Below are 12,174 nucleotides of genomic sequence, written 5' to 3'. Positions count from 1 at the left end.
TTTGCTCAGCAAGGTCCGGACTAATCGACATACAGGAACGCGTTCGAGTTCAACAACACGCGGCAGAACGGCGACAAGCCATGCTTCTGCACAAACGCCCGGCTCGCGGCCAGCTGCTCATCGGCGGGAGTTGAACCGGTGGTAAGCACAAAGGCCAGACGGATCTGCTCGGCTTCGTTTTCTTTTTCTTCACGCTTGAGTCGCTCGGCAAAACTATCGGCCATTCGCAACGTGAAGGAATGATTGAGAAGCGACAGAGCCTGCAGCGGTGTGGTCGTACTGCCGCGGGTTGGCGTGGTGGTCGAAGGATCGGGACAGTCGAAGGTATCGAGCAGCGGATTCTTGCCGCCACGGGCCCACATGCGATAAATGCTGCGGCGATTGAATTCCGGTCCGCTCACGTCGATGGGTCTGTAGAACTGCGTGCCGCCGCGATTGAACGGCTCGAAGTCCTTGAAGCTCACGCCTCCGCGGGCGGGGTTCAGTTCACCAGCGGCCATCAGCATCGCATCGCGCACCGACTCCGCTTCGAGTCGCCGCGGTGAGAACCGCCACAGCAGGCGGTTCTGGCTGTCGACCTTCATCGCTGCTTCGCGCGGCAACGACGACTGCTGATAGGCGCGACTGGTAACGATGAGCCGATGCAGTTCTTTCAGGCTCCACTTGTTCTCAATGAACTTTGCGGCGAGGCAGTCGAGCAACTCGGGATGCGACGGTTGACCGCCGCTATAGCCCAAGTCGTTCGGCGTGAGGACCAGTCCCTGACCGAAGTGATACTGCCAGACGCGGTTGACGAGCGTGCGCGCGAAGAGAGGATTCTTTTCGCTGGCAATCCACTCGGCCAGCTTGCGGCGGCGATCCGGCTCAGGAGCGTTAGCGGCCAATTCAAAATCAAAATGGTTCGGCGTGAGCGAACGAATGCCGGCTGGCTTTGCCTCGGGACCTTTCTGCGTTGGATTGCCGCGAATCAGCAAGTAAGAAACATCGGGCTGTTGCGGCGTGACGGCGAACGTTTTCGGCTCACGTACCGAATCGACTTGATTCGTCAGCGCGGCCAATTCACCCTTAATCGTCTCGCGTTGTTTCTGCTGGTCAGCGCTGAGCTGTGCAACCAGTTCTGCTTCGGCGACATACGACGAAGCAACGCCCGCTGAAGCAGCGATCTCGTCCGGCGTGAGGGCGCGAGCATACAGCCGAGCGCGATCGATCAGCCCCTTCAGCAGCTTGCCTTCACCGGCTGGCCCATGCCGCAGGCCGAAGACGATTTGCGATTTGTCAGCATCGAAAGAGACCGCGGCGCCCGACGGATACTCGCTGCCGTACGGCTGGCCGTTGCGATAGGCGGCGATGCGGCCATCGCCGTGGTAGACCAGGGCGATGTGCACGAACTGTTTGTCGGCTTCGGTCTCTGCCGTGCCTTGCAGGTCTTTGGTCCGCTGAAAAAAGTTACTGCCGGCCAGCCAATGCCCGGCATTGCGTTCGGCATAAACGAGCGAGTCGAAAATACTGCCATCGAGCGTCTGCAGCGTCATCACACCGCCGCCACGTTGCTGCAAATTGGCGAGCTTCACCCAGACTTCAAACGTCTTTTCCTTGATGCGGCGGGGCAGGGGGGAGGTCGTCACGTACGAGGCGCCATCGAGCACGAGCGCGCCGTTTTCAACGCGAGCTTTGCCTTGCAACTGGCCATGCAGTTGCCCCTGCGAGTCTTTCACATCCTCATCAAATTCCCAAGCCGCGAAGGGTTCAGGGAGTTTCGCGTTGTTGCTTTCGATTGCCTGCTTACGTTTCGCCAGGATCGTCGTGCGGGCAGGCTCTTCTAATCCCTTCAATTGCTTGACGAGTTTCTGCTGCCGTTCGAGCAATTCGCTCGGCGGTGGATTCGCCGGCAAACTCCGTTCGCCGCGACGAACGCCGGCCAGCGAGGCGGCTAGGTTGTAGTAATCGGCGGCGCGAATGGGATCAAACTTATGATCGTGACAGCGAGCGCAGTGCACCGTCAGGCCGAGGAACGATTGCCCCACGAGACCAACGATATCCTCGAGTTCATCCTGCCGCATGATCTGCCGCATCGCATCACCGGCCGGCAGCAAACTATCGAACGCACCGCCGACGAGAAAGCCCGTCGCGATGACCGCCTGCGGATCGCTCGGCCGCAGTACATCGCCAGCAATCTGCAGCTTCGCAAACTCGTCGTAGGGCATATCGCGGTTCAGCGAGTCGATCACCCAATCGCGATACCGCCAGGCATTCGGCCGCATCTTGTCGAACTCAAATCCATCGCTCTCGCCGAAGTGCGCCACGTCGAGCCAGTGACGAGCCCAGCGTTCGCCATAATGTGGCGAATCGAGTAATCGCTGCACGAGTTTTTCGTAGGCCTGCGGCGAATCATCTTTGGTGAACGATTCGATTTCCTCAGGCGTCGGTGGCAAACCAGCGAGATCAAAACTCAATCGGCGAATGAGAGTACGACGGTCGGCGGCGGAAGAAAAATCGAGTTGCTGTTCCTTCAGCTTTTGTTGCAACATTGCATCGATCGCACTTTCGCGAGACAGTTCGCGAGCAACTCGCAGGGGTTGCAGCGACCACCAATCCTGTCCGGCGCGGGCTGTCGTGCTGAAGCGATACGGATCGATCGGATCGCTACCCCATTTTCCGCCAGCCGTGAGCCAGGCCTTCAGCAGTTCTTTTTCTTTCTCCGGCAACGGCTTCTTCGGCGGCATATCGCCGGCAGCGATTCGTTCCCAAAGTTGACTGTCGGTCAGTTTGCCAGGAACAATGGCCGGCCCCGACTCGCCGCCACGCAGTGCGCCGGCAGCGGTCGAAAGATCGAGCTTTCCTTTCGGCTCCGCACCGCTGTGACAATCGAGGCAACGGCTGGCGAGGAGCGTCGCGATCTGGCGATCGAAATCGATGGCTGGCTCTGCAGCGTGGGCGCGCGAAACGCCGAGCGAGAAAACGAGAGTCAGTAGCAACCAGGCTCGCATGCAGGCGATCCTTGCGTGGCGGCGGAGAGAGCGAACTAGCGAGCACTCACTATAAACGCTGCCGCGCGCTGGCTCTAGCTAAGTCGCGAGGCGGCGTCGATGTTCGCCGTCGCGACCTGAAACTCCACCTCATCAAGCACCGGCTGCAAATCGCTCGTTGCGATCGGCTGCGGCAACTCCACCCACGACTTGCAACCTGCCATCGTCACCGATTCGGTCACCAGAGTTGCCTGGCGCGCAAGAAAAATCCGCAGCACGAACAGATACAACCCAGGCCGCTTGTAATCGAATCGCTGTCGCACCACATCATCGGTCCAGCCATGCAAACCACTCAGCGCGAGGACTTGCTTGAGTGAAGTCAAATACTCAACTCGTTTCACCTCCGCAAAAGCCCGCACTACAATCTGCCCGTTCGCCCCTTGCAGTTGCCCCACATCGCCGAGCAGTGGTGCGAACTCAGGCTGTAACTGTTCAGCCCCTTGATGAAACTGAGTCGGATACAGCCAGAACCGCTCATGCTCCGCGCGAAAGCCACCCGGCCCTTCGGCGATGCCCCCTTTGCGGAGCAACAGCGTCTGCCGACCAGTTTCCAGGGCTCGACAAATGACGGCCCATTCTTTGAGGGCGATGGAGTTTTGCTGCATCGAGTTTGTACCGGCTTCTGGCCCCTTACCCCAACCCTCCCCCCGGAATACCGGGGAGAGGGAGTTTCTTAGAGCAACTCATCCAACTCCTCGACCAACTTGTTGAAGTGCGCCAGCGTCGTCGCAACCGGCTCTGGCTTCTCCATATCGACGCCCGCATCGCGCAGCAAATCGAGCGGATCCTTCGAGCAACCTCCCTTGAGGAAGTTCAAATACGCGGCCAGATCGGCAGGGCCACCGTTGAGGACTTTGCGGCTGAGGGCGACCGCGGCGCTGAGGCCGGTGGCGTATTTGTAGACATAGAACGCGCGGTAGAAGTGCGGAATGCGGAAGCATTCGAGCGACAATTCTTCGTCGATCGCAAAGTTCGGTCCGAAGTAGGCATCGAGCAGTTCGCGATAGGTCGCGCGGAATGATTTCACCGTGAGGGGTTCGCCCGCTTCGGCCATTTCGTGCGTGATCTTTTCGAACTCGGCGAACATCGTCTGGCGAATCACCGTGCCGCGAATGTCGTCGATCTCGCGATTGATCAAGTAGGCTCGTTGCCGATCGTCCTTGGCTTGTTGAATGAGGTGATGACTCAGCAGCATTTCGTTAAACGTGCTCGCGACTTCGGCAACGAAGATCACGTAGCCGTAGTACTGATAGGGCTGATGCTTGGCCGAGTGCCAAGTGTGCATCGAGTGGCCGGCTTCGTGCGTCAGGGTGAAGACGTCGTTGAAGACATCTTCCTTGTAGTTCATCAAAATGTACGGCCAGCCTTCGTAGCTGCCGCTGCTGAACGCGCCGCTGTTCTTGCCCTTGTTCGGATAGCGATCACACCAGCGGCCGAGCAATCCCTCCTCCAGCACGCTGCAGTATTCGCTGCCGAGGGGCCGCAGCGATTCCATCACCAGTTTGACGGCCTGGTTCCAGGTGCGTTTTACTTCCAGATCGCTGAGGATCGGCACGTAGGTGTCGTAGTGATGAATGTCCTTGAGCTTCATCTTGCGACGGCGCACATCGTAGTAATGATGCACGGCCGGCAGGTTCTTGCGGACGGAAGAGATCAGATTATCGTAGACGCTCGCGGGCACATTGTCGGGAAACATTGCGCCGGTGCGAGCGCTCGAATAGCCGCGGACCTTGGCGTAGTAAACGTCCTTTTGGATCGAGCCGTTAAGCGTCGCAGCGAGGGTATTCTCGTGGCCTTTGAACTGCTCGTAGTATTGATGAAAGGCCGCTTTGCGAACTTTGCGATCGGGCGAGACGAGGAACTTGCTAAACGTCGAATTCGACAGTTCGACTTCCTGTCCCTTCTCATCCTTCAGCGTGCCGAACTTGAGATCGGCATCGAGCAACTGACGAAACGCCGCGTTCGCAGCGCCGGCCATTTCGCCCTGCATAGCCAGAATCTCTTCCTCGTGCGGCGTGAGCGTGTGTGGCTTGTAGCGAATGATCCGCTCCAGCACCAGTTTCCAGGCCTTCAGCTCTTTCGCGGCGAGATATTCCTGCAACTTCGCTTCCGGCAATCCCAGCAACTCAGGCCGAATGTAAGCCGCTGCCTGTGAAGCCTTCGTGGCCAGGTTGTGAAACCGCGCTATCATTGCCTGAGCAGAGTTTTCGGTTTGATCCTCTGTCGAGCGCAGCGAAGCATACCCGCCAACATTCTCAGCGATACGATCGAAATCGGCGTCGAACTTCAAACACGCCGCGAGCACTTTTGGGCCATCGCCCAGCTTGCCGCGGAATTTCTCAAAGCCGCTGATCAGCTTCTCGAGCTTCTTGAACTGCACTTCCCAGTCTTGTTCGTCCTTGCACAGAGTCGACAAATCCCAGGTATCAGCAGTCTTGACGCTTTTACGATCGGGAAGACGCAGAACTTTATTCATGGCTGTGCGACAATCAAAACGAAGTTACGGAACATTCTGGACTAGCTCCCAAACGTAACAATTGCCCGCTGAGGGCGAAAGGCAGGCACCCGGCCGTCGCCAAATGGAGTAGCATCGGGCCGATGACAACTCAACTCATCCTGGCCAGCACTTCGAAGTATCGGCGCCAACTGCTCGAGCGGCTGCGCGTGCCGTTTGAGTGTGTGGCACCGAATGTCGACGAGCGTGCGTTGCAGGCGAAGTTGCCAAGCGCCGAACCGGAACAAATCGCGCGCGAGTTGGCGCGAGCGAAGGCTGAAGAGGTTGCTGCGCGATATCCCAGCGCGGCGGTGATTGGCAGCGATCAGGTTTGCACCTGCGATGGGCAGATCCTAGGTAAGCCAGGGACCGCGGAACTAGCGATCGAGCAGTTGCAATTCCTAGCTGGCAAGACGCATCGGTTGATCACAGCCGTGTGCGTTATCAGCGGTAATGAGATAGAGCAGCTGCGCGACGTGACCGAGTTGAAAATGAGGCCGCTTACGCAGGGCGAAATCGAGCGTTACGTGGCCGCCGATCAGCCGCTCGATTGTGCCGGCAGTTACAAGCTGGAGTGTCTCGGAATTAGCTTGTTCGAGTCGATCACTTCGGCCGACCACACAGCGATAACCGGCCTGCCGCTAGCATTGGTCGCCAAAGTACTGCGTGATCTGGGCTGGAATGTCCCGTAGCCGGCCGTTCTCAAGTCTATTAATGACAGCCACTTAGAGTTCATTACGAAAAATCGGGCTTGCCGACTTAACGCCGTTAGGTAACATAACAGCGTTAAGTACCTCTCCCTGGCACCTCCACGCCACGTGCGAACATGACGGCAACCAAACGGCGGACACAACAGAAACAGGAAACGCGCGAGAAGATTCTCGAAGCCCTGCGAGAACTGCTGCTCAGTGAAGGCTTTCACGGTTTGAGTATGCGCAAGCTCGCCGCGAAAATCGGCTTCTCGGCCACGGCGATTTATTTTCACTTCCCGGACAAAGAGGCTCTGCTTGGCGAACTCGTCGAGCGCGAGTTCATCAAGTTCCGCCGCGGCTTTGACCAGGCCGGGCAACCCGGCACCGATCCCATCGAGCGACTGCGGCAGATGGGGATGATCTACGTCGACTTCGGCCTGGAACAGCCGGCGGCGTACAAGTTTCTGTTTATGAACACACAGATCGAGTGTTTCCCCAAGATCGGCTTGATCGAGCACGGCAATCCCGCGCAAGACTGCTATGCCTATCTGCGAGCAACCGTGGTGGAAGGATTGGCCGCGGGCCGTTTTCGCCCGGAACTGAACGATCCCGATCAAATCGCGCAGCTGTTCTTTTCGAGCACGCATGGAGTTGTCTCGCTGCATCTCGCCCGCGGCAAGGATCCGTGGGTGCCGTGGAAGCCGGTGAATGAAACAGCGAGGCAGATGATCGATGCCCTGATTCGTGGGATCACGATTCTCGACGCAAAAAATTCCGACGCCAAAAACACCTCGGAGAAACTGGCATGAATTGGATCGCGCTCCGGATGTTGATGGGGGATCGGGCCAAGTATTTTGGTCTGATCTTCGGCGTGGCCTTTGCCACACTGCTGATGTCGCAGCAGGTAAGCATTTTCATGGGGATCATTCGCCGCACGGCGAGTCAGATCACCGACGTGCGCGACTGCAGCATTTGGGTCATGGATGAGAAGGCTCGCTACATCGACGAAGTGCCGGCGCTTCCGGATACCGATGTCTATCGCGTGCGCGGCGTCGAAGGGGTCGAGTGGGCCGTGCGGTTGTACTACGGTCAGAATCGGGCCCGACTCGAAGACGGCAATTTTCGCAACTTGCTGCTTTACGGTGTTGATGATGAAACGATGGTGGCCGCGCCGCAGCAGATGATTGTCGGCAAGCTCGATGACCTGCGGCAGCCCGATGCCGTGATCATCGACAAAGCTGGCTACGAATACATGTGGCCCGGCGAGGAATACAAAATCGGCCGGTCGTTTGAACTGAACGACCGCCGCGCAGTCCTCGTTGGTGTGTGCAAGGCCTCGCCGCCGTTTGTGACGTTGCCGGTGCTTTACTCGCGCTACAGCCAGGCCGTGGAGTTCGTGCCACATCGGCGCAACTTGATGAGCTTTGTGCTGGTGCAGCACGAGCCGTCGCAGAATCCGGAGGAAGTCTGTAAGCGGATCGAACGCCAAACCGGCTTGATGGCTTTGACGCAGGATCAGTTCTTTTGGAAGACCGTGTTTTACTTCCTCGGTTCCACCGGCATTCCGGTGAACTTCGGCATCACGATCACGCTCGGTTTTATTGTCGGCGCTGCGATCACCGGCCAGACGTTTTATCTGTTCACGATTGAAAATCTCCGGCAGTTCGGCGCACTCAAAGCCATGGGCGTGAGCAACTTTCGTTTGATCGGCATGATCCTGCTACAAGCGATTGTCGTCGGCCTGCTCGGTTATGGCATTGGAATTGGTTTGACGGCGGCATTTTTTGTATCGACGAGCGGCGTTACGCATCTCGCCGGCTTGAATCTCACGCCGCTCGCCGCCGGCGGCTGCGGTGTGGCCGTGCTGCTGATCATTGTGCTGACGAGCCTCGTGGCGATGACGAAGGTGCTCGTACTGGAACCTGCTGTGGTGTTTCGAGGTTAGTATGTCGAACGCAGACAACGTCGCTGTAAACTGCCGCCGCGTGACGAAGGAATTCGGCACCGGAGATACTCGCGTGTTCGCGCTCCGCGGAGTTGACCTGCAGGTGAACTACGGCGAGATGACGCTGCTCGTCGGGCCGTCGGGCTGCGGCAAAACGACGTTGATTTCGATCATCGCCGGCTTGCTCAACCCAAGCGACGGCGAAGTTTCGCTGCTGGGCCAGAATCTGAAAGACCTGCGCGGTGGTCGATTGGTGAACTTCCGCGCGAAGAACATCGGCTTTGTGTTTCAGCAATACAATTTGCTCCCGGCGCTAAGCGCCGCGGAGAACGCCGCCGTGCCGTTGATCATCAACGGCGAATATCGTCACACGGCAATCAAGCGAGCGAACGAGGTGCTCGATGAAGTCGGCCTGGCGAGCCGCGCAGCGGCCCTTCCTTCGCAACTCTCCGGCGGGCAGCAACAGCGTGTCGCCATCGCGCGAGCGCTGATTCATCAGCCTCGCTTGCTTGTGTGCGATGAACCAACGGCGGCTCTCGATGCACAATCGGGGCAAACCGTCATGCAACTGATCACACGAGTAGCCGTGCAGCCCGATCGCGCGGTGGTGGTCGTCACACACGACAGCCGCGTCTATCGCTACGGCGATCGCATTGTGCAAATGGTGGATGGCCGCGTCGAGAAAATTGAAGTTGGCAAACAACCCGAAGGCCGGCTCGAAACCGCCGGCGTTAGTGGCTAGATAGCCGCCTTTCGCGGACCGAAAGGCGACAAGGGAGAAAATCATGACTCGCAAATTCATCCTGATCATCGTTCCCGTCATTGCGCTGTCGATGCTGGTCTTCGGCATGATTCATATCATCAGCGCCGAGCAGCAACTGCCGAAAACCAAACCGCCGCACACACCGGCCCGCAATCCGTACGGCAATTCGATTGCCGCCTCGGGCCTGGTCGAGCCGCAGTCGGAAAACATTTCGATCGGTTCGCCACTGTCCGGCGTATTGCTTGATGTCTTCATTCCGTCCGATAAAGTCGGTCAGCAAGTGACGAAGGGAACTCCTCTCTTCCGCGTTGACGATCGTCAGCTCAAGGCACAATACGCCTGGCAACAGGCCAGTCTGCAAGCAGCCGAGTCGCAACTTGCCAAGCTCGCGGCCATGCCGCGCAAAGAAGATCTGCCACCCGCCGAAGCTCGCGTGCAAGCTGCTGAAGCCAAGGCGCGGCTGTGGCTTGACCAGGCGAACCGCGCGAAGAAGCTCTATGCCGCGAACGCCGTGCAAGAAGAGGAGTATCGCACAAAGGTCAGCCAGTACGACGAAGCGCAAGCTCAAGCGATGACTGCCGCCGCCGAACTGGCCGAGCTCAAAGCCGGCGCCTGGGAACCCGACAAGCAAATCGCGCGCGCTGCCATCGAACAAGCCAAGGCTCAGCTCGCGATCACGCAGACCGAAATCGATCGCTGCCTCGTGCGAGCTCCGGTCGATGGCCAGATTCTGCAGGTCAGCATTCGTCCCGGCGAATACGTTTCTGCCCCGCCCGATAAATCGTTGATCGTCCTCGGCGATCTCACGCGACTGCGTGTGCGAGTCGAGATCGATGAACAGGATATCCCGCGTTTCTCCTCGGGCATGCCGGCCCAAGCTTATGCCCGCGGCAACAACGCGAAAGCCATCCCGCTGCAGTTTGTTCGCGTCGAACCCTACGTGGTTCCCAAGCGGTCACTCACTGGCGATAACACCGAGCGAGTCGATACGCGCGTGTTGCAAGTGATCTACGAAATCGGCAAGTCGGAGCAAACGCTGTTCGTCGGTCAGCAGATGGACATTTTCCTTGATGCGAAGGAACCTGCCGCCGAAGCCCGACCGCTGGTCAACGCCACTGGCATGTAAGCGGCACGGCCTTTGCAGGATGCGGGCGCTGATTTCGTCAATCCCGGAGCACGGAAGCAGATGACTCAATCCGTCGACAAACTGCAGATCCTGTGGAACCCTAAAGCCGGCCCCCAAGAACGCAACGCCGCCTCGCTTGCACAAATCAAGAGTGAGCACGGCGAGCAAGTGTGCGTGCATGTCACCGATTCAGAAGAGCATTCGGCGCAACTCACGAAGCAGTTGATTGAGCAAGGCGCCCGCCGAATCGCTGCAGCCGGCGGCGATGGCGTGATCAACGTCGTTGCCGATGCGATCCTCCGGGCGAATCGTCCTGATGTAACGCTGGCCGTTCTGCCATCCGGAACCGGCAACGATTACGCGCGCTCGCTCGGTCTGCCGTTGTCGCCTGTCGAAGTCATGAGCAGCGCGATTACAGATTCACCGGCGACGCTCGACGTTTTTGAGCTGCAAGGAAATCCAGACCTGTCGCGGTTCGGCGTGAACATGCTCGCTGGCGGCAACACAGGTGAATACACCCGGCAACTCACCGACGAAGTGAAGCAGCAGTGGGGCGCCTTCTGCTTTCTTCGCGGTGCCTTCGGAGTACTTCAGAACCTCGAGGTCTTTCCGCTTGAATTGCAGTTCGATGACGGGCCGCCGCTCCAGGTCAACGCGCTCAATCTTTTCGTAGCCAATGGCCGCTGTGCCGGTGCAGGCTTGCCCGTCGCGCCCAATGCACTTCTCAACGACGGCTGGCTCGATGTAGTGGTGGTTCTCGAGGGAACCGCAGTGCAACTTGCACAGCTGGCGCTCACTTACGTGGTCGGTGATCCGCGCGAGCACGAGCTGATCGTCGCACGCCGCGTCCGACGACTGACAGTCCGCTCGGAGAAAACAATGGCCTGGGCTGTCGACGGACAGGAGTTTAGCGCGAGCGAGTTAACGGCTACGATTCATCCAGCACGGCTCCCTGTCATTGTGGGGCCGACCAACCCAGCTGTCACCGCCCAAGCGTAGCACTTATGCCTGTCAACGTTCGCTCCGTTTCTGTCCATCTACTTCCTGATCTCGTCGAGCCGCAGCAACTGGCCGGCAAAACAGCCGTCGTCATTGATGTGCTCCGTGCGACAACGACGATCGTAACCGCGCTTGATTCCGGCGCGCGCGAAGTTCTGCCGTGTCTGGAAATCGCCGACGCCCGCGCAAAAGCGGCCGCCGCCGAAAACCCGCTCCTCGGTGGTGAAAGGAGCGGGTTGAAGATCGAAGGGTTTCAGCTCGGCAATTCGCCTGCCGAGTATGACGCCCGCACCGTGCGCGATCGCTCGGTGATTTTCACCACCACCAACGGCACGCGGGCGATGATGCGTTGCAAACTAGCGAAGCGCGTGCTGGTCGCGGCCTTCGTCAATCTCTCTGCCGTTTGCCGAGAATTGGCGAGCGAACACGAAATTGAAATCGTCTGCGCCGGAACCGACGGCCACGTGACGCGCGAAGATACCCTGCTCGCCGGTGCGATTGTCGACGACCTCTCCCGCGCAACCGATCTTCCGTTGAAAACCAACGATCAGGCCGACATCGCCGCCGATGCCTGGCGTTCCGCCATCGGTCAAATGACCGGCTCTTCCATCCTCAGCCAGGCCCTTCGCGCCTCGCGCGGCGGCCGCAACCTGATCGAGATTGGCCACGAAAACGACATCGACCTCGCAGCGCAAATTGACAAGTTCGACTTGGTAGCGGAGTTGGATTTGCAGACATGGCGAATCACGGGGAGGTAGATCGGCCGGCCAAACTTCTTTGCCCCAGAAGCGATCTGGATGCTAAAAATCGGTTGCGTCACCCAGCGAGCAATCAAATGGCCGAGTGGCGCAGACCCTTGGTTCGACGTGTTTCAGAATGCAGCTAACAACGTCCTGGACAACCCAACTCGCTACGCGTTAGCTCCCGAAAGCGAACTCGTTCGTTGCGATTTACAGCGATTGATGCCGGACCTAAGTTGTCCGCGCTGGTGTGTCTTTATCTGGCTGGCCGGTAGGTCCACCTGTTCAAACTCCGTTGCGACCGCGCCGTTTGATGGTGATAAAGTGTGATATTGGAGACCCGATATTGCAGCCAGTTTTTGTTCTTAAGTCTGGCCTGATAATGACTT

At 58.5% G+C, this 12,174-nt stretch carries 10 protein-coding genes; 7 read left to right on the top strand and 3 right to left on the bottom strand.

Annotated elements, in window-relative coordinates; all coding sequences use genetic code 11:
- Positions 1-20 precede the first annotated feature (20 nt).
- From M9Q49_RS04170 to pepF, 3 genes are all read right to left on the bottom strand, one after another.
- On the bottom strand, positions 21-2,987 hold the full coding sequence (locus M9Q49_RS04170; RefSeq protein ID WP_254507397.1) for a DUF1553 domain-containing protein: 2,967 nt from the start codon (positions 2,985-2,987) through the stop codon (positions 21-23).
- 74 nt (positions 2,988-3,061) lie between these two features.
- Complete coding sequence (locus tag M9Q49_RS04165) at positions 3,062-3,631, bottom strand: DUF1802 family protein (protein WP_254507396.1); 570 nt, start codon at positions 3,629-3,631, stop codon at positions 3,062-3,064.
- 68 nt (positions 3,632-3,699) lie between these two features.
- Positions 3,700-5,502, bottom strand: coding sequence for an oligoendopeptidase F (gene pepF, locus M9Q49_RS04160; protein WP_254507395.1), 1,803 nt, complete (start codon positions 5,500-5,502; stop codon positions 3,700-3,702).
- A 122-nt stretch (positions 5,503-5,624) separates the two neighbouring features.
- Between pepF and M9Q49_RS04155 the strand changes: the two genes are divergently transcribed.
- The 7 genes from M9Q49_RS04155 (at position 5,625) to M9Q49_RS04125 (ending at position 11,803) form a co-directional block, all read left to right on the top strand.
- Positions 5,625-6,212, top strand: coding sequence for a Maf family protein (locus M9Q49_RS04155; protein ID WP_254507394.1), 588 nt, complete (start codon positions 5,625-5,627; stop codon positions 6,210-6,212).
- 134 nt (positions 6,213-6,346) lie between these two features.
- Positions 6,347-7,021 (top strand): TetR/AcrR family transcriptional regulator, encoded by a 675-nt coding sequence (locus M9Q49_RS04150; protein ID WP_254507393.1) that lies wholly within the window; start codon positions 6,347-6,349, stop codon positions 7,019-7,021.
- Positions 7,018-8,157: an ABC transporter permease gene (locus tag M9Q49_RS04145; RefSeq protein ID WP_254507392.1), complete on the top strand. Its 1,140-nt coding sequence runs from the start codon at positions 7,018-7,020 to the stop codon at positions 8,155-8,157. Before M9Q49_RS04150 ends, M9Q49_RS04145 begins: the two co-directional genes overlap by 4 nt.
- A 1-nt stretch (position 8,158) precedes the next feature.
- Positions 8,159-8,899, top strand: a complete 741-nt coding sequence (locus tag M9Q49_RS04140; protein WP_254507391.1) for an ABC transporter ATP-binding protein — start codon at positions 8,159-8,161, stop codon at positions 8,897-8,899.
- Between the two features lie 43 nt (positions 8,900-8,942).
- Positions 8,943-10,046, top strand: coding sequence for an HlyD family secretion protein (locus M9Q49_RS04135; RefSeq protein ID WP_254507390.1), 1,104 nt, complete (start codon positions 8,943-8,945; stop codon positions 10,044-10,046).
- A 60-nt stretch (positions 10,047-10,106) separates the two neighbouring features.
- Positions 10,107-11,045, top strand: a complete 939-nt coding sequence (locus M9Q49_RS04130) for a diacylglycerol/lipid kinase family protein (protein ID WP_254507389.1) — start codon at positions 10,107-10,109, stop codon at positions 11,043-11,045.
- A 5-nt stretch (positions 11,046-11,050) separates the two neighbouring features.
- Positions 11,051-11,803, top strand: a complete 753-nt coding sequence (locus tag M9Q49_RS04125) for a 2-phosphosulfolactate phosphatase (RefSeq protein WP_254507388.1) — start codon at positions 11,051-11,053, stop codon at positions 11,801-11,803.
- Positions 11,804-12,174: the final 371 nt, after the last annotated feature.

The organism is Anatilimnocola floriformis (assembly GCF_024256385.1).
In the GTDB taxonomy this organism is placed as follows: domain Bacteria; phylum Planctomycetota; class Planctomycetia; order Pirellulales; family Pirellulaceae; genus Anatilimnocola; species Anatilimnocola floriformis.
This window is presented reverse-complemented; position numbering and strand designations above follow the sequence as displayed.